We start from the raw sequence: 16,817 nt of genomic DNA, 5'->3' as shown, positions 1-16,817 counted from the left end.
GGGCCGGTAGCCCGTGCAGCGGACCGCGCGACGGGGCGCCTCCCGCCGGCCGCGGTACCAGCCGAAGCCGCCGTCGCCGGGCGGGATCAGCGGCTCGGACCGGCCGTCGAGCGGCAGCGGTCGGATCCGCTGGTCGAGGCCGTCAGGCCCGCGCCCCGGTCCAGGCGGCCTCGCGCAGCAGTCGGAGCCCGTTGAGGCCGACGACGACGGTCGAGCCCTCGTGGCCGAGCACGCCGAGCGGCAGCGGGAGGGTGGCGACCAGGTCCCAGACCACCAGGACGGTGATGAACACCGAGGCGATGACCAGGTTCTGCACCACGAGGGAGCGGGCCCGCCGGGAGAGCGCCACCACGGCCGGGACGGTGGCGAGTTCGTCGCGGACGACGACGGCGTCGGCGGTCTCCAGGGCGAGGTCGGAACCGGCCCGGCCCATCGCGACGCCGGTGTGGGCGGCGGCCAGCGCGGGCGCGTCGTTGACGCCGTCGCCGATCACCAGCACCCTGCGCCCGGCCGCCTCCCGCTCCCGGACGGCGGCGACCTTGTCCTGCGGCAGCAGCCCGGCCCGGACGTCGCCGATGCCGACCTCGGCGGCCAGCCGGGCGGCGGCGCGCGGGTTGTCGCCGGTGAGCAGCACCGGCGCGGTGCCGGTCAGCGCCCGCAGGGACGCGACGGTGGCGGCGGCGTCCGGGCGCAGCCGGTCGGCGATGCCGAGCACGCCCACCGGGACGCCGTCCGCCTCGACCAGGACGGCGGTGTGCCCGGTCTCCTCCAACGCGGTTGCCAGCGCGGCGGCTTCGGCGGAGGCGGCATCGGTGCGGCCGTTGATCAGACGGGCGGGCGTGCCGACCGCGACGACCCGGCCGTCGACGGTGGCGGTGACGCCGACGCCGGGGGTGGAGGTGAAGTCCTCGGCGGTGCGGAGGGTCAGGCCGCGGCCGCGGGCGGCGGCGACGACGGCGCGGGCGAGCGGGTGCTCGCTGGGGTGCTCGGCCGCGGCCGCCAGTGCCAGCAGCCGTGCCTCGTCGAGGCCGGAGCCGGTGAGCGGCCGCAGGTCGGTCAGGCGGGGGGTGCCCTCGGTGAGGGTGCCGGTCTTGTCCAGCGCGACGGCGTCGACCTGGCCCAGCCGTTCCATCACGACGGCGGACTTGACCAGGACGCCGTGCCGGCCGGCGTTGGCGATGGCGGAGAGCAGCGGCGGCATGGTGGCCAGCACCACCGCGCAGGGGGAGGCGACGATCATGAAGGTCATCGCGCGCAGCAGCGAGCCGGTGAAGGCCGCGCCGAAGGCCAGCGGGACGGCGAAGACGGCGAGGGTGGCGAGCACCATGCCGATCGAGTAGCGCTGCTCGACCTTCTCGATGAACAGCTGGGTGGGCGCCTTGGTCTCGGAGGCCTCCTCGACCAGGTGCACGATCCGGGCGATCACCGTGTCCGAGGCATCGCGTTCGACCCGCACCCGCAGCGCCCCGGTGCCGTTGAGGGTGCCGGCGAACACCTCGTCACCCCGGCCCTTGGCGACCGGCAGCGGCTCGCCGGTGATGGTCGCCTGGTCGACCTCGCCGGCGCCGTCGAGCACCCGCCCGTCGGCGCCGATCCGCTCGCCGGGCCGCACCAGGACCGTGTCGCCGACGGCGAGGTCCTCGGTCGGCACGGTCTCCTCGCCGCCGCCGGGCAGCAGCCGGGTGGCGGTGGCCGGGGCGAGGTCGAGCAGTCCGCGCACCGAGTCGGCGGTCCGGGCGGTGGCCAGCGCCTCCAGGGCGCCGGAGGTGGCGAAGATGACGATCAGCAGCGCGCCGTCCATGACCTGCCCGACGGCGGCGGCGCCGAGCGCGGCCACGATCATCAGCAGGTCGACGTCGAGGGTCCGCTCCCGCAGCGCCCGGAGCCCGGCCCAGGCGGGCTCCCAGCCGCCGGTGGCGTACGCGAGGGCGTACAGCGGGCCCCAGGCCCAGGCGGGGGCGCCGGCCAGCTGGAGCGGCAGCGCGAGCAGGAAGAGCACCGTCGCGGCGCCGGCCCAGCGGGCCTCGGGCAGCGACAGCACCCGGGTGCGCCGGCGGGGCGCGGTGTCGGGACGCGGCGCGGCCGAGGGCGCGGGGCGCTCGGCCAGGGTGGTGGAGGACATGCGGGCAGGACCCTTCGGGACGGGCGCGGGCAGACGTGGGCCGGGTCTATGGCTCACTCACCATACATGAACATATGAACGCTTCTTCATCTATGAGTTGTAGGATGGTCCTCATGGGTCATGGAGCCGCCCCCGCCCCCGCCACCGCCGTCCCGCACACGCGCCTGGACGCCACCAGCGCTGCCCGGGTGGCCACCACCCTGCAAGCCCTGGCCACACCGTCCCGCCTGCTGATCCTCTCCCGGCTGCGCGAGGGCCCCTGTGCCGCCACCGAACTCGCCGCCGAGGTCGGCCTGGAGCAGTCCGCCTGCTCCCACCAGCTGCGCCTGCTGCGCAACCTCGGCCTGGTCGTCGGGCAGCGCAACGGCCGCCAGGTCGTCTACGCGCTCTACGACAACCACGTGGCCGCGCTGCTGGACCAGGCCGTCTACCACATCGAGCACCTGCGCCTGGGCCTCAGCGACGCCGTCGACCTCGACGACGCGGACCGGCCGGTCGGCGGCGCCGCGCGCTGAGCGTCGCGGCGCCATCCGGGTTCAGGCGCGCGTCCCGTCGGGCCCGGCCCCGGCCGACCGGCTGGAGACCACCGGGTTGACCCGGGCCTGCCGGGCCAGGAGGTCCGCGAAGGCCACCGTGAGCGGGTCGGGACGGGTGCGGGTGTAGGCGGTGAGGACGCGCAGGATCGGGGGGTCCGGGCGCAGCAGGACGCCCTCGAAGCGGGCCGGGACGATGTTGGCCGGCACCAGCGCCGGCCCGAGCCCGGCCGCCGCCAACAGCGGTGCGGCGGAGGTCTGTTCGGCGCGGATCGCCGCCCGGGGGTGGAAGCCGGCCCGGGCGCAGACCTGGTCGAGCAGGTCGGCGAGGCCGTTGCCGGGGGCGTAGTGGACCCAGTCCCGGTCGGCGAGTTCGGCCAGCGCGACGGTGCCGTCGGGGCGGTCGGCCAGCGGGTCCTCGGCGGGCAGCACGACGGTGAACTCCTCGACGCCGAGCTCCCGGATCGGCCCCTCCCAGCCGGTAGGCGCGGGGCCGATGGCGAGGTCGGCGCGGCCCGCGGCCATGGCCGCCTGGAGGAGGCCGGTGTGGGAGTACTCGCGCAGCCGGATCCGCACGCCGGGGTGCCGGCGGTGCCAGTCCCGCAGCACCGGCGGCAGGATGCCGAGGCTGACCGAGTAGACGACGGCGACCTCCAGTTCGCCCTCCTCCAGGCCGGCCGACCGGCGGGCCGCCGCGTGCAGGCGTTCGGCCTCGGCCAGCGCGGCGCGGGCGTGCGGCAGGACCGCCCGGCCCATCGGGGTGAGCCGTACGGACCGCGGCAGGCGTTCCAGCAGCGGTCCGCCGAGGGCGCCCTCCAGGGCCCTGATCTGGTGGGACAGCGCGGGCTGGGTGACGTGCAGCTGTTCGGCCGCGCGGGTGAACGATCCGGTGTCGACCACGGTGGCCAGGTATTCGAGCTGCCTGAGCGTGGGTGTTGCCATGAACGGATTTTATCGCTGGGGTAGAAAACAAGCCTTGGACTCATCATCCCTGGTCGGGAGAGGGTCGTGGGGTGGCCGCCGCGGGAAGCAGCGGGCGGCCGAACACCCCGACGATCCTCAGGAGTTCCCCATGTCCGTTTCCGTCTCGGCGCCCGCCGCCACCTCGCTCCAGGGCCGACGGCTCGTCGTGGTCGGCGCCGGTTCGCGCACCGGGCAGGCCCTGGCCAAGGCCGCCTCGGCGGCCGGCGCCTCACTGGTGCTGGCCGGCCCGGACCCGCGCAAGCTGGAGTGGACGGCCGGCGAGCTGGCCGGCCCGTCCGAGGTGATCGCCCTGGACATCGCCGACGAGGAGTCGATCGCCGCCTTCGCCGCCCGGGCCGGCCGCTTCGACCACCTGGTCTCGACCGCCGCGATGCCCGCCAACGGCCCGCTGCGGGAGCTCGACGCGGCCGACGTCCAGCGGGCGTTCGCGGCGAAGGTGATCGGCCCGCTGCTGCTGGCCAAGCACCTGGTCGGGCAGGTCTCCGAGAGCGGCTCGTTCACCTTCTTCTCCGGTGTGGCCGCGTGGCGCCCGGCCCCCGCGCGCACGGTGATGGCCACCACCAACGGCGCGCTGGCCTTCCTGGTGCAGGCGCTGGCGGTGGAGATCGCGCCGGTCCGGGTCAACGCCGTCTCCCCCGGCATCGTCGACACCGGCTCCTGGGACGGCCTGGGCGCCGACAAGGAGGCGTTCCTGCGCGGCGTGGCCGAGCGCAACCCGGCCCGGCGCGTCGGCACCCCGGAGGACCTGGTCAAGGCCGTCCTCTACGCCATCGACAACCCGTACGTCACCGGCACCGTGCTGCACGTCGACGGCGGCGGCCGACTCGCCTGACGTCCGGCCCGCCCGATCTCCGGCCGTCGTCGGCCACCCCCGCACGCCCGGATCCCGGGCGTGACCACCCGATCCGAGGAGCTGTTCCCATGCGTTCGCGCACCCTGATCCGTACCGCCGCCGTCCTCGCGGCGGTGGCCGGCCTGGCGGGCGGCACCGCCGCGGCCGCCCCCGCCCACGACGGCGGCCGCCACGACTCCGCCCGCGACTGGCCGCAGCGCCTGATCGACCGCACGCCCGGCCTCGTCCAGCCGAAGGCGCTCACCGTGGACCGCTCGATCGGCGCCCGGCGCGCCGCCCAGGAGGTGCACCTGGCCCAGCAGTTGTACACCTTCTGGAACACCGGGCAGCAGCGGTACCTGGACGCGGCGGTCAGCCCGCAGTTCCGGGACAACACCCTGCCGGGGGGCCGTCCGCAGGGCCCCGCCGGGCCGGTCTTCGCCTCGAAGAACTTCCGCGCCGCGGTGCCGGACCTGACCTGCGAGCTGTCCGACGTCCTGGTCGCCGGGGACAGGATCACCGCCCGGCTGGTGTTCCGCGGCCACTTCACCGGCACCTTCGACGGGGTGCGGGGCCAGGGCCAGCGCGTCGAGTTCAACGCCATCGACATCCAGCACGTCGGCACCGACCGGATCGTCGAGGACTGGCACATCGAGGACAACGCGACCCTGATGGCCCAGCTGGGCGTCCACGCCTGACGCCCTCGGCCCCCGCCCCGCGTGCGGATGATCGGCCTCCCCCACCCGGGGGAGGCCGATCATCCGCACGCGCGATTCCGGCCCGCCGCCCGCTCGGCACGCTGGACGGGTGACCAGTACGACGATCCACCCGACCGAACTCCCCGTCCCGCGCTGGGCCGAGCGGACCGCCCGCGCGATCCCGTGGCTCGGCCTGCCGGTGTGCCTCTGGCGCCTGCCCATCGGGTTCGGGTTCCTGATGGGGATGGACGTGCCCCGCATGGACCTGCCGCTGTGGGCGAGCGTGGGGTACGTCGGCACGCTGAGCATCCTGTCCGAGGTGTTCGCGCTGCTCTGCTCCTGCCTGGTGCGGCGCTCGGGCGAGGTGGTGCCGCACTGGGTCCCCGTCCTCGGCGGCAGGAACATCCGCCCGTACGCGGTGCTCGTCCCCGCCACGGTCGCGGGCCTCGCCCTCACCGCGCTGACCGTGGACTGGGTGCTCGCTGCCTTCCAGCTCGCCGGCTTCTCGGAGGTCCCGTACGTCAACGGCTGGTGGCGGTTGCTCGCGGCGGCCGTCAGCGGCCTGTTCGTGTTCTGGGGCCCGCTGGTGCTCGCCCTCGCCTTCGCCTACTACCGGCGCCGCTGCCGGGTGGCGCGGTAGCCGGCGGGCGGGCGGGTGCGGCCCGGAGCGGATCCGGGCCGCACCCGCCCTGCCCCGGCCCGTCAGCCGAGCCAGATCTCCCGGACGGCGCGCAGCGGGTCGCGCTCCACCCGGGGTTCGGTGTGCCAGCGCATGGTGGCGCGGCCCTCCTGGTACGGCGGCCAGGCGGCGCCCGGGTCGAGGTCGCGGACGAAGGCGACCCAGGCCCCGTGGACGGCGTCGGCCAGCGGCTGCGGCGGGTGGGCGCCGAGGGCGGCCTCGACGCCCTCGGCGTGCAGCAGGTCGAAGGCGAACGGCAGGTCGATGCAGTGGTAGGCCTGGCCGATGCGGCCGGGGGCGGCCCCGGACCAGTCGAACTGGTAGAGCCAGGTGGGCCGTTGCCGCTCGGCGCGGGCCTCGGCGATGGCCAGGGCGGGGGCGCGGAACAGCCAGTCGGTGATCGCGTCGCCGCCGGACGCGGCCGGCCGCTCGGCGAGGAAGCGGGCGGCACGGCTGCCGTCGTCCAGGCCCAACGCATGGAGCAGGCCCAGCAGTTCGCCCTCCGGGGCGTCCCCCGCCGCCGGGGCGTCCTCCCCCGCCGGAACCGCGAACTCGTGCGCGGTGAAGCCGAGCAGCAGCGGGACGTCCGCGTCGACGATCGCCTCCGGCACCGGCACCGGCACCAACTCGCCGTCGGCGAAGGGCGCCAGGGGCAGGGCGGGCAGCCCGTCGGGATCCGGCCCGGCGGAGTCCAGCGCGTCCTGGAGGGCCAGCAGTTCGGTGTCGGTGGCGTCCCGCAGGGCGGCCGCCGTGGCGGGTACGCCGGTGCGGGCGGTGAACACCCGGCTGACGGCCTCGGCGGTGGCACGGTCCTGCGGGCGCATCACCGCGCCGGAGACCGAGATCGCCGCGCGGAACAGCCCCCGGGCGGCCGGCGTCGCGAGCAGCGTCTGCACGGCGCCGCCGCCGGCCGACTGCCCGGCGACGGTGACCTTGGCGGGATCGCCGCCGAAGGAGGCGATGTTGTCCCGCACCCATCCCAGCGCGGCGATCCAGTCCCGTACGCCCCGGTTGTCGGGGGCGTCGGCCAGGTGCAGGAAGCCCTCGACGCCGAGCCGGTAGCCGATCGACACCACGACCACGCCGTCCCGGTTGAAGGCCGCGCCGTCGTACCAGGGGCTCGCCGAGGACCCGGCGACGAAGCCACCGCCGTGGATCCAGACCAGCACCGGCAGTCCGGCCGCCGGGGTCGGGTCCGGGGTGAAGACGTTGAGGTTGAGGATGCCCGCGCCGGGGACGGTCGGCTCGGGGATGGTGGTGACCTCGCCGAACGGACGGCGCTGCGCGGTCGGCCCGTACTCGGTCGCGTCCAGCACCTCGGTCCACGGCCGGGGCGGCACCGGGGCGGCGAACCGCAGCTCGCCGACGGGTGGTCGGGCGTACGGAATGCCCAGGAAGCGGACGCCGCCGCCGGCGCGGCGCTCGCCGCGCACCGGGCCCCGGCCGGTGGGGACGACCGGGTGCCGCTGAGGTCCTGCGGTGCTCATGCGTGCTCTCCTGTGCGGGTCACGGGCGCGGCGCCTCGTGGTCGATGTAGTGCCGGAGCCGGTTCAGCTCCCGGTGGTCGGCCGTGCGGACACCATAGGTCCGGTCGGGGGTGACCGGGGTGACGGAGATCCGGCCGTCGCGCCGCAGGGCGAGCGCGTCGGCGTCGGGGTCGGTCTCGGTGCAGGCGTCGGCGGGGCGGTGCCCGCAGAAGCCGAGGGCCACGGCGAAGCCCGCCGGCGCCGGCGGGCTCGTAGGCGTGCCAGATCTCGCGCCCGTGGCCGACGGTGGTCCAGCGGGCGGACGGGACCGGGACGGCGCCCGCCCGCTGAACCCGCAGCCTTATGTCAACACCATTGACTTTGAGCCGGGCGCCCCGGTCTGATGGCGGCACACGGAGGCCCGCCCCTCCGCGAACCGACGCCATGCACCGAAGGAGCCACCGCCATGGCCGACCCCGTCCGCGCCCTCCAGGACGCCCAGCCCGTACCGTTCTGGCTGGACGACCCCGCCCGGCCCGCGGCCGCCTCCGCCCTGGTCGGCGACGTGCGCTGCGACCTGCTCGTGGTCGGCGGCGGCTACAGCGGGCTGTGGACCGCGCTCATCGCCAAGGAGCGCGACCCCTCGCTCGACGTCGTCCTCGTCGAGGCGAAGGAGGCCGGCTGGGCCGCCTCCGGCCGCAACGGCGGCTTCTGCGAGGCCAGCCTCACCCACGGCCTCGCCAACGGGTACCAGCGCTGGCCCGACGAACTCCACACCCTGGAGCGGCTCGGCGCCGCCAACCTCCAGGCCATGGAGGACACCCTCGAACGCCACGGCATCGACTGCGACTGGGAGCGCACCGGCTCCCTCGTCGTCGCCACCGAGCCCCACCAGGTCGGCGAGCTGCACGAGTTCGCCGGGCTCGCCGCCCGCCACGACAGCCGGCTCGACGTCCTGGACGGCGACGCCGTCCGCGCCGAGATCGACTCCCCCACCTTCCTCGGCGGCCTGTGGGACCGCAACGGCGTCGCCATGCTCAACCCCGCCCGCCTCGCCTGGGGCCTCAGGCGGGCCTGCCTCGACCAGGGCGTACGGATCTTCGAGCACACGCCCGCCACCGGCCTGACCGGCTCCCCGCGCGGCATCACCGTCCGCACCCCGTACGGCCGGGTCGCCGCCCGCCGCGTGGCGCTCGCCACCAACGCCTTCCCCTCGCTGCTGCGCCGCCACCGCCCGTACACCGTGCCGGTCTACGACTACGCGCTGATGACGGAGCCGCTGAGCGAGGAGCGGCTCGCCTCGGTGGGCTGGCGGGGGCGCCAGGGCTTCTCCGACAGCGCCAACCACTTCCACTACGTCCGGCTGTCCGCGGACAACCGCATCCTGTTCGGCGGCTACGACGTGGTGCACCAGTTCCGCAGCCGGGTCCGGGCCGAGCGCGACCAGCGGCCGGAGACCTTCGCCACCCTCGCCCGGCACTTCTTCCGGACCTTCCCCCAGCTGGAGGGCGTCCGGTTCAGCCACGCCTGGGGCGGCGCCATCGACACCTGCACCCGGTTCAGCGCCTTCTTCGACCTCTCCCACGACGGCCGGGTCGCCTACGCCGCAGGATTCACCGGCCTGGGCGTGGGCGCGACCCGCTTCGGCGCCGAGGTGATGCTCGACCTGCTCGACGGCGCCCGCACCGAGCGCACCGCGCTGGAGATGGTCCGCCGCAAGCCCCTGCCCTTCCCGCCCGAGCCGGCCCGCTCGATCGGCATCGGCATCACCCAGTGGGCCCTCACCCGCGCCGACGCCGACGCCGGGCGCCGCAACCTCTGGCTGCGCACCCTGGACCGCTTCGGCCTCGGCTTCGACAGCTGACGGCCGGGCGGGCGGGCAGGCGGGTGCGCGAGGGATTCGCCGTGGCCGGATGTCCGTAATGAACGATTGTGTTCCCTATCTCCCGGGGATACCGTCGGTAGTGGTGAACGAATCCGTCCCCTGCCCGTCGTTTGCCCGTCGTTCACCCCCGAACCCATTGGGGGACCTGCCATGGCCACCTCGCGCGCCCTGGCCGAGGCTCCGCCCGCGACCGCACGTCGGGGCCAGCACCCGGGGATAGCACTGACCGTCATCGCGGCGACCCAGCTGATGGTCGTCCTCGACATCACGATCGTGAACATCGCGCTGCCGCACATCCAGCAGGCGCTGCGGTTCAACACCACCGAGCTGTCCTGGGTCATCAACGCCTACACCCTCACCTTCGGCGGCCTGCTGCTGCTCGGCGGGCGGGCGGGCGACATCCTCGGGCGGCGGCGGGTGTTCGTCGTCGGGGTGCTGGTGTTCAGCCTGGCCTCGCTGCTCGGCGGGGTCGCGCAGTCCTCCGGCTGGCTGCTGGCCGCCCGGGCGCTCCAGGGCCTGGGCGGCGCCATCGCCTCGCCGACCGCGCTGGCGCTGATCGCCACCAACTTCAGGGAGGGCCCGGAGCGCAACCGGGCCTTCGGGGTGTTCTCCGCGGTCGCCGGGGCCGGCGGCGCGATCGGGCTGCTGCTCGGCGGCATGCTGACCTCCTGGCTGTCCTGGCGCTGGGTGTTCTTCGTCAATGTGCCGATCGGCATCGCGATCGCGCTGCTGGCGCCGCTCTACATCAACGAGTCCGAGCGCCACCCCGGGCGCTTCGACCTGACCGGCGCGTTCTCCGCGACGGCGGGCATGGTCTCGCTGGTGTACGGCTTCATCCGCGCCTCCGACCACGGGTGGACGGACACCGTGACGCTGACCGCGTTCGGCCTCGCCGTCGTCCTGCTGGCCGGCTTCCTCGCCCACGAGCGGCGGGCGCCCCAGCCGATCACCCCGCTGCACCTGTTCCGCGACCGCAACCGCTCGGGCGCGTACGGGCTGATGCTCTGCATGGCCGCGACGATGTTCAGCATCTTCTTCTTCATCACCCTGTTCGTGCAGGAGGTCCTCGACTTCAGCCCGCTGCGGGCCGGATTCGCGTTCCTGCCGATCAGCGTCGCGATCGTGGCCGCCGCCCAGTTCGCCGCCCGCAGCCAGACGCGGTTCGGCGCCAAGCCCTTCCTGGTGGCCGGCTCCCTGCTGGTGCTGGGCGGGGTCATCTGGGCGACCCGGATCGACATCGGCAGCAGCTACCTCGGCGGCATCCTCGGGCCGACCCTGATGTTCGGCTTCGGCATGGGCTCGATCTTCGTCCCGGTGATGCTGACCGCCGTCTCCCGGGTCGCCCCGCACGAGACCGGCGCGGCCACCGGCATGCTCAACACCACCCAGCAGGTGGGCGGCTCGCTCGGGCTGTCGATCCTGGTCACCGTGTACGGCACGGCCAGCCGCACCGAGGCCCGGCAGCAGGCCGGGGCGTTCCTCCGGCAGGCCACCCCGCAGCAGGCCGCCCAGTTCCGGGCCACCGGCCGGCTCCCGGCACCGTACTCCGACCAGGTGCTGGTGCACGGCATCGCGAGCGCGTTCCAGCTGGGCCTGGTGTTCGCGGCGCTCGCGGTGGCGGTCGCGGTGTTCGTGATCAAGGCCGGCCGGGTGCCGCCGCCGCCCGCCGTCAGCCCTCCGGGGGGCGGAGCTTGACAGGGCGTCAGGATGACCGGGAGAGTCTTCCTTGCAATGGTTTTCATCTTCGATAACTGTTGCGGGCGAACGCCGCCCACCGAACCCCGACGCGCCCGAAAGAGGACACCCATGTCGCTCGACGTCTCCCCCGCCCTCCTCGCCCAGGCCCAGCAGGGCCGAGTCGACGAGGCCGACTTCCTCGACACCGTCCGCACCTCGCTCCCGTACGCCTACCAGGTCGTCGCCGGGCTCAGCACCGAACTCGCCGCCGGCCAGGAGGAGTTCACCACCGACAACACCACGCCCAGCGACGAGCAGCGCGCCCAGCTGCTGCGCGCGCTCGCCAGCAACGCGATCCGGGGCAGCCTGGAGGACCACTTCGGGGTGAAGCTCGCCTTCGTCAACTGCCACCGGGTCGGCGCCTTCCGCCCCGGCACCGAGGACGGCGCGGCGTACCGGGAGTTCACCTCGCTGCACAACCAGATCCGCAACCAGAGCCCGGAGCTGCGCAGCTGCTGACGGCGCCCGGACGCGGCGGCCCCCACCCTCGCTCGACGGGGTGGGGGCCGCCGTACGTGCCGCCGCGTTGCGCGCCGTTGCGGGGGGTTGCCGATCGTTGCCGGGCGTTGCGTTCCGTTGCGTTCCGTTGCGGGCCTGTGTCCGGATCGCGCGTCGATCTTGTCGGGCGGCGCGGCGCCTGCGTACGTTCGGAACGCACCAGCCGGCCGGCCCGCCCCGGGCCACCCCTCGCCACGCCCCACCGCCCCCCTCGCGACCTCGCCCCTCACCACGCCTCACCCCGCGGAGCCCGCCATGTCGCCGACCCCTCGCCCGCTGCGGAAACTCGGCTTCCTGACCATCGGGCTCTTCGACGAGGCGGACCCGCGCCGCGGCCACGAGTCCACCCTCGGCCTCATCACGCTCGGCGAGCGGCTCGGCTTCGACAGCGCCTGGCTGCGCCACCGCCACCTCCAGTACGGCATCTCCTCCCCGCTCGCCGTCCTCGCCGCCGCCAGCCAGCGCACCAGCCGCATCCAGCTCGGCACCGCCGTGACCCCGCTCGGCTGGGAGAACCCGCTGCGGCTCGCCGAGGACCTGGCCACCGTCGACGTGCTCTCCGGCGGCCGGCTCAACCCCGGCTTCAGCGTCGGCCCGCCCACCCACTACGAGCACGTGCGCGGCGCGCTCTACCCCGACACCGGCGAGCAGGAGGACTTCGGGCCCCGGCGCGCCGAACGGCTGCTCGCCCTGGTGCGCGGCGAGGACGCCTCCGGCTTCGCCGGCACCGAGGGCGTCGAGGTGTACTCCCGCCGGGTCCAGCCGCACTCCCCCGGCCTCGCCTCCCGCCTCTGGTACGGCGCCGGCAGCCTGCGCTCGGCCCGCTGGGCCGGCGAGCAGGGGCTCAACCTCCTCACCAGCAGCGTGGTCAAGCCGGAGGACCCCGGCGAGGAGGGCCCGTTCGACTTCGCCGCCATCCAGGCCGCCCAGATCCGCGCCTTCCGCGAGCATCACCCCGACGGCGGACGCGCCCGGGTCTCCCAGGGCCTGGTGGTCATCCCCACCGACAGCGCCACCCCCGAACAGCGCGCCAGGTACCAGGCCTACGCCCTCGCCCGCACCCCGCGCACCCTCACCCCGCAGGGCCCCGCCCGACTGCTGTTCGCCCCCGACCTGGTCGGGACCACCGAGGAGCTCGTCGAGCGGCTGCACGCCCACGCCGGCTACCGCGAGGTGGACGAAGTCGCCTTCGCACTGCCGTTCACCTTCGCGTACGAGGACTACGTGCAGATCCTCACCGACCTCGCCACCCGCCTCGGCCCCGCCCTCGGCTGGTCGCCCGAGCCCGGGCACCAGGGCTGAGCGACCGCCGGCCCACCCGGGACCCCGCCGGATCGGACCGCGACCCGGCCCGCCCCCGAGTCAGAACTCGCCGGTTTCCAGGTCGAGTTCGAACGGCTCGGGCAACCGCACCGGCACCCCGAACGGATGCGGCCCCTCGACCCGGGTGTAACCGAGCGCCCCCGGCTGGGAGAACAGCGTGCAGGCCCGTTCCTGCCGGTCCACCAGGAGGTAGAGCGGCGCACCGAACTGGGCGTAGCGGCGGCGCTTCACGATCCGGTCGGTGTCGGCGTTCGAAGGAGAGGTGACCTCGACCACGAGAACGGTCTGGTCGGGAAGCAACGCGCCGGGATTGTTCACGGCCAGCTTCACCGGAACGAGGGCCAGGTCGGGGATGTAGAAGTTCTCGGTGCCCGGCAAGTCGAGGTTGCCCGAGCCCGAACGCAGTCCGAGTTCGCGCTGACGGGGCCCGATCTGCAGGCGGATCAGATCGACGGTGTTCTCGTGCTCCCAAGACGGCGACACGGGGGTGATGACTCCCTCGACGATCTCAACGCGTTCGCCCGCGATGTGCCGAATGGCGTACTTGAGGGCCTGTTCGGGGTTCGGCACGTGGCTGTAGTCGCCCGGGCCGAGGTGCGCTGTGCTCACGTAGTGCTCTCCTGTCAGGCGCCGGTCTCCGCGCTCAGGGGCTGCCCGGCGGCAAGCCTACCGGCGCATCGCGCCTGCATATGCACGCACCACCAGGCCTACCCACTGATTCCGGACACTCTCTGGCCATATGAATAAGCGCTTGCTTAGAATCGGCGCGTTCAGCCGTCGATCCCGAGTGACCAGGAGACGTCATGGCCGGAGCCACCGGAGTCAACCGTCAGATCCGTCTTGCCAGTCGGCCGGTCGGGGAGGTGCGTCCGGAGGACTGGGCGCACGTGGCGGAGGCGGTGCCGGAGCCGGGGGACGGGGAGTTCCTGGGGCGGACGCGGTACGTGTCGCTGGATCCGGCGATGCGGGGGTGGCTGGACGACCGGCCGTCGTACCTGCCGCCGGTGGGGGTGGGCGAGGTGATGCGGGCCGGTTCGGTGGTGGAGGTCGTCGCGTCGAACCACCCGAAGTTCCGGGTCGGCGACCACGTGGTCGGGGCGTTCGGGGTGCAGGAGTACGCGGTGTCGGACGGGAAGGGCGCGCTCACGGTCGATCCCGCGCTCGCGCCGCTGTCGACGTACCTGGGCGCCCTCGGGATGCCCGGGATGACGGCGTACTTCGGGCTGCTGGAGGTCGGGGCGCTCAAGGAGGGCGAGACGGTCGTCGTCTCCGGCGCCGCCGGGGCGGTCGGCAGCCTGGTGGGCCAGATCGCCAAGGTGAAGGGCTGCCGGGTGGTCGGGATCGCGGGCGGTCCGGAGAAGTGCGCGCTGCTCACCGGTGAGCTGGGCTTCGACGCCGCGATCGACTACCGCGCGGAGGACGTCCGCAAGGCCCTGCGCACCCACGCCCCGGACGGCATCGACGTCTACTTCGACAACGTCGGCGGCCCGGTCCTGGACGCCGCGCTGACCCGCCTGGCGATGCACGCCCGGGTGGTGGTCTGCGGCGCGATCAGCCAGTACAACAACGAGGGCGCCGTGCAAGGCCCGTCCAACTACCTGTCGCTGCTGGTGCGGCGGGCCCGGATGGAGGGCTTCGTGGTGTTCGACTACGCCCGCCGGTACCCGGAGGCGGCCGCCGAGATCGCGGGCTGGATCGCGGCGGGCCGGATCAAGGTCAAGGAGCAGGTGGTGGAGGGCACCGTGGACGACTTCCCGGAGACCTTCGGGATGCTGTTCCGCGGTGAGAACACCGGCAAGCTGGTGCTGCGGCTCGTCTGACGAGCGGACTCCCCGGGCGTCCGTCACCCCCCGCACGGCCGCCCGGGGACCGGGCGCGGACGGCGGGCGCGGCGGGTCGGCCGGCGGGGCGGCCGGCGGGGCGGCCGGGTCAGCGCAGCTCGGCCAGCAGGGCGCGCAGCCGCTCGTCCTCGCCGATGATGTCGTACGCGAGGCCGGAGGTGACGATCCGGCGGTCGCGCTCGACGAGGTCCCCGACGTACGGGAGCAGCGAGGTCTCCCGGGCCGCGGCACCCAGCGCGTGCAGGGCCTCGCAGCCGCCCGTGACGTCGGCGTCCGTCTCGACGGAGTGGAGCGCGGCCCGGGCGAGGCGGCCGACGTCGAGGGTGTCGGGGTCGGCGATGTCGAGCAGGGCGCGGGCGGCGCCGGCGGCGTCCTGCGGCTGGTCGAGCAGCGCCTCCAGCCGGGGCGCGAGGTCCCGGCCGGCCGCCCCGAGGGAGGCGGCGGCGCGCAGCGCGCGGACCGTCGTCCAGCGGTACCACGGCCCGTTCCCGGCGGTGCGGTCGAGGACGGACGCCAGGATCCGGACGGCCTCCTGGGCGTCGCCGTCGATCTGCCAGAGGGCGCGGGCGGTGGCGATGTCGGCGTCCAGCTGCGGGACGGTCGGCTCCGGCTCCGTGCTCACCGCCGCGAGCAGGTCCGGGAGCAGCCCGGCGGCGGCCGCGCCCAGGTCGGCGGCCGCCTGCGCCGCCTCGGCCCGCTCGCGCGAGGCCGCCAGCCGTTCGGCGACGGCGTCGAGCAGCAGGGCGGGTTCGCCGGTGACGTCGTGGTGGGCGCGGGCCACCTGGAGCGGGCCGGCGTTCGCCCGCAGGGCCTGGGCGGCCCGTTCGCGGGCGTCGGGCGGGCCGCCCGCGACGACGGCCGCGACGGCGGAGGCGGCGTACGGGAAGCGGGGCAGCACCGCGCAGAGCTCGGGCAGGCCGTCGACGGCACGCGGGCCCCACCGGCGCAGCAGGTTGACCAGGTCGGCGGTCTCGTTGTCGCCGAGTCCGTCGGCGGCGAGCCGGCCGCGGACGGCGGCGAGCAGCTCCGGGGCGAACGGGAACGCGGGGGCACGGGAGTCGCCCGCGGCGCGGCGGGCTTCCGGGCGCCGTGCGAGGTCCCGGGCGAGCAGCGGGGCGGCCTGTCCGGGTGCGATCCGGACCAGTGCGGCGAGGGCCTGGTCGGCCGCCCTGTCGTCCGGCCGGGTGGCGAGTTCGAGGAGCGCCGGCGCGGCCTCGGCGGCGAGCGGGCCGAGCTTGGCCAGCAGGCTCGCCGCCGTGTCCTGGGCGGCGAGCGGGGCGACGGCCTGGATCAGCCGCGGCGGGGCGGCGCGCGAGACGTAGCAGGCGTGGTCGGCCGCCCACAGCGCCTCGGCCCGCACCTCGGGGCGCGGGTCGCCCAGCGCGGCCTCCAGCAGGGTGAGGGCGGCCTCGCGGTCGGCGTCGGTGTCGCGGTCCAGCAGGGTGTCGACGACGGCGAGCAGCAGTTCCTCGTGGTGGACGCTGTAGCGGTCGACGGTGAGTTCGCGGGCCGGCAGCAGGCCGAGCACGGCCGTGTGGTGGGCGGCCTCCCAGCGGTCCTCGTTCTTCAGGCAGACCAGGACTGCCGCCAGCCGCAGCGGCGCCGGGGTCTCCTCGCCGAGCCGTACCCGGGCTTCCGCGGCGGCCGCGCCCAGGTCCACCCGGCCGAGGGCGACGAGCAGTTCGGCGGCCACGTCCGGGCTCTCCTCGGCGGCCCAGCGCTCCCACAGGGCGGCCGGCGCCGTCCCGGCGTCCCCGGTGTGGCCGACGGCCCAGGCGGCGGTCAGCCGGACGGTCTCGTCCGGGTCGGCCAACAGCGGGAGCAGCAGCGGAAGTTGGTCGGCCACCGCGGCCCGGACGGCACCGTCCGGGACCTCCCACTCGCCCTCGCTCTCGGCCAACCCGCCCAGCAGGCCGAGCACGTCGACCGTCCGGACCCCGGCGGCGGCGAGCCGGGCCAGGTAGGGCACGGCGTCCGCACTGGCCGGGTACACCGTGCCCTGGTGGAGGATGCTCCCGTACAGCTCGGAGACCGCCTCCTCCGCCGTAGCCTCGTCGCCCTCGGCGAGGGCGCGCAGCAGGTCGGGCAGGTCCTCGGCGGGGCCGTAGGCGTGCGAGAGGTCGGCCCAGGGGTGGGCGTCGAGCCCGGCGAGGGCGGTGGTGAGGTCCATGGGCGGGATGCTCGCAGGCGGGACCGACAATTCCCCCGCCACCGTGGTG

General features: G+C 75.0%; 15 protein-coding genes. 9 read left to right on the top strand and 6 right to left on the bottom strand.

Annotated features, from left to right (window positions below):
* Positions 1–142: 142 nt before the first annotated feature.
* Positions 143–2,122 carry a heavy metal translocating P-type ATPase gene (locus tag ACFY0X_RS18465; protein ID WP_387755811.1) on the bottom strand — a complete coding sequence of 660 codons (1,980 nt, stop codon included), beginning with the start codon at positions 2,120–2,122 and terminating at the stop codon, positions 143–145.
* Between the two features lie 113 nt (positions 2,123–2,235).
* On the opposite strand from ACFY0X_RS18465, the gene ACFY0X_RS18460 reads away from it, so the two are divergent.
* Complete coding sequence (locus tag ACFY0X_RS18460; RefSeq protein WP_387755808.1) at positions 2,236–2,637, top strand: ArsR/SmtB family transcription factor; 402 nt, start codon at positions 2,236–2,238, stop codon at positions 2,635–2,637.
* Between the two features lie 21 nt (positions 2,638–2,658).
* Here ACFY0X_RS18460 and ACFY0X_RS18455 read toward each other — a convergent pair whose 3' ends face one another.
* A complete protein-coding gene (locus ACFY0X_RS18455; protein ID WP_387755806.1) occupies positions 2,659–3,597 on the bottom strand; it encodes a LysR substrate-binding domain-containing protein in 939 nt (312 codons plus the stop codon).
* 130 nt (positions 3,598–3,727) lie between these two features.
* Here ACFY0X_RS18455 and ACFY0X_RS18450 point away from each other — a divergent pair, with 130 nt between their 5' ends.
* The 3 genes from ACFY0X_RS18450 to ACFY0X_RS18440 all read left to right on the top strand — a co-directional run bounded on the left by ACFY0X_RS18450 (position 3,728) and on the right by ACFY0X_RS18440 (position 5,809).
* Positions 3,728–4,471, top strand: coding sequence for an SDR family oxidoreductase (locus ACFY0X_RS18450; protein ID WP_387755804.1), 744 nt, complete (start codon positions 3,728–3,730; stop codon positions 4,469–4,471).
* Between the two features lie 89 nt (positions 4,472–4,560).
* Positions 4,561–5,169 carry an ester cyclase gene (locus ACFY0X_RS18445; RefSeq protein WP_387755802.1) on the top strand — a complete coding sequence of 203 codons (609 nt, stop codon included), beginning with the start codon at positions 4,561–4,563 and terminating at the stop codon, positions 5,167–5,169.
* Positions 5,170–5,278: 109 nt separating this feature from the next.
* On the top strand, positions 5,279–5,809 hold the full coding sequence (locus tag ACFY0X_RS18440) for a hypothetical protein (protein ID WP_387755800.1): 531 nt from the start codon (positions 5,279–5,281) through the stop codon (positions 5,807–5,809).
* 62 nt (positions 5,810–5,871) lie between these two features.
* Here ACFY0X_RS18440 and ACFY0X_RS18435 read toward each other — a convergent pair whose 3' ends face one another.
* Positions 5,872–7,335 carry a carboxylesterase/lipase family protein gene (locus ACFY0X_RS18435; protein WP_387755798.1) on the bottom strand — a complete coding sequence of 488 codons (1,464 nt, stop codon included), beginning with the start codon at positions 7,333–7,335 and terminating at the stop codon, positions 5,872–5,874.
* 19 nt (positions 7,336–7,354) lie between these two features.
* On the bottom strand, positions 7,355–7,558 hold the full coding sequence (locus tag ACFY0X_RS18430; RefSeq protein ID WP_387755796.1) for a hypothetical protein: 204 nt from the start codon (positions 7,556–7,558) through the stop codon (positions 7,355–7,357).
* Positions 7,559–7,780: 222 nt separating this feature from the next.
* Here ACFY0X_RS18430 and ACFY0X_RS18425 point away from each other — a divergent pair, with 222 nt between their 5' ends.
* The 4 genes from ACFY0X_RS18425 (at position 7,781) to ACFY0X_RS18410 (ending at position 12,736) form a co-directional block, all read left to right on the top strand.
* The gene (locus ACFY0X_RS18425; RefSeq protein WP_387755794.1) at positions 7,781–9,178 is read left to right on the top strand and encodes an NAD(P)/FAD-dependent oxidoreductase; all 1,398 of its coding nucleotides are present in this window, start codon (positions 7,781–7,783) and stop codon (positions 9,176–9,178) included.
* 171 nt (positions 9,179–9,349) lie between these two features.
* Positions 9,350–10,894, top strand: coding sequence for an MFS transporter (locus tag ACFY0X_RS18420; RefSeq protein WP_387755792.1), 1,545 nt, complete (start codon positions 9,350–9,352; stop codon positions 10,892–10,894).
* Positions 10,895–11,005: 111 nt separating this feature from the next.
* Positions 11,006–11,395, top strand: coding sequence for an SCO5389 family protein (locus ACFY0X_RS18415; protein ID WP_387755790.1), 390 nt, complete (start codon positions 11,006–11,008; stop codon positions 11,393–11,395).
* 294 nt (positions 11,396–11,689) lie between these two features.
* Positions 11,690–12,736, top strand: a complete 1,047-nt coding sequence (locus tag ACFY0X_RS18410) for an LLM class flavin-dependent oxidoreductase (protein ID WP_387755788.1) — start codon at positions 11,690–11,692, stop codon at positions 12,734–12,736.
* A 60-nt stretch (positions 12,737–12,796) separates the two neighbouring features.
* Here the strand turns inward: ACFY0X_RS18410 and ACFY0X_RS18405 are convergent, their stop codons facing one another.
* The gene (locus ACFY0X_RS18405) at positions 12,797–13,366 is read right to left on the bottom strand and encodes a Uma2 family endonuclease (protein WP_387755786.1); all 570 of its coding nucleotides are present in this window, start codon (positions 13,364–13,366) and stop codon (positions 12,797–12,799) included.
* Positions 13,367–13,560: 194 nt separating this feature from the next.
* On the opposite strand from ACFY0X_RS18405, the gene ACFY0X_RS18400 reads away from it, so the two are divergent.
* The gene (locus tag ACFY0X_RS18400) at positions 13,561–14,577 is read left to right on the top strand and encodes an NADP-dependent oxidoreductase (protein WP_387755784.1); all 1,017 of its coding nucleotides are present in this window, start codon (positions 13,561–13,563) and stop codon (positions 14,575–14,577) included.
* A 109-nt stretch (positions 14,578–14,686) separates the two neighbouring features.
* Here the strand turns inward: ACFY0X_RS18400 and ACFY0X_RS18395 are convergent, their stop codons facing one another.
* Complete coding sequence (locus ACFY0X_RS18395) at positions 14,687–16,768, bottom strand: hypothetical protein (protein ID WP_387755782.1); 2,082 nt, start codon at positions 16,766–16,768, stop codon at positions 14,687–14,689.
* Between the last annotated feature and the right edge of the window lie 49 nt (positions 16,769–16,817).

Origin of the sequence: Kitasatospora sp. NPDC001547 (assembly GCF_042894165.1) — a bacterium.
Lineage (GTDB): Bacteria > Actinomycetota > Actinomycetes > Streptomycetales > Streptomycetaceae > Kitasatospora.
The sequence above is the reverse complement of the archived record's forward strand: the minus strand, read 5'-3'. Positions and strand labels throughout refer to the sequence as shown.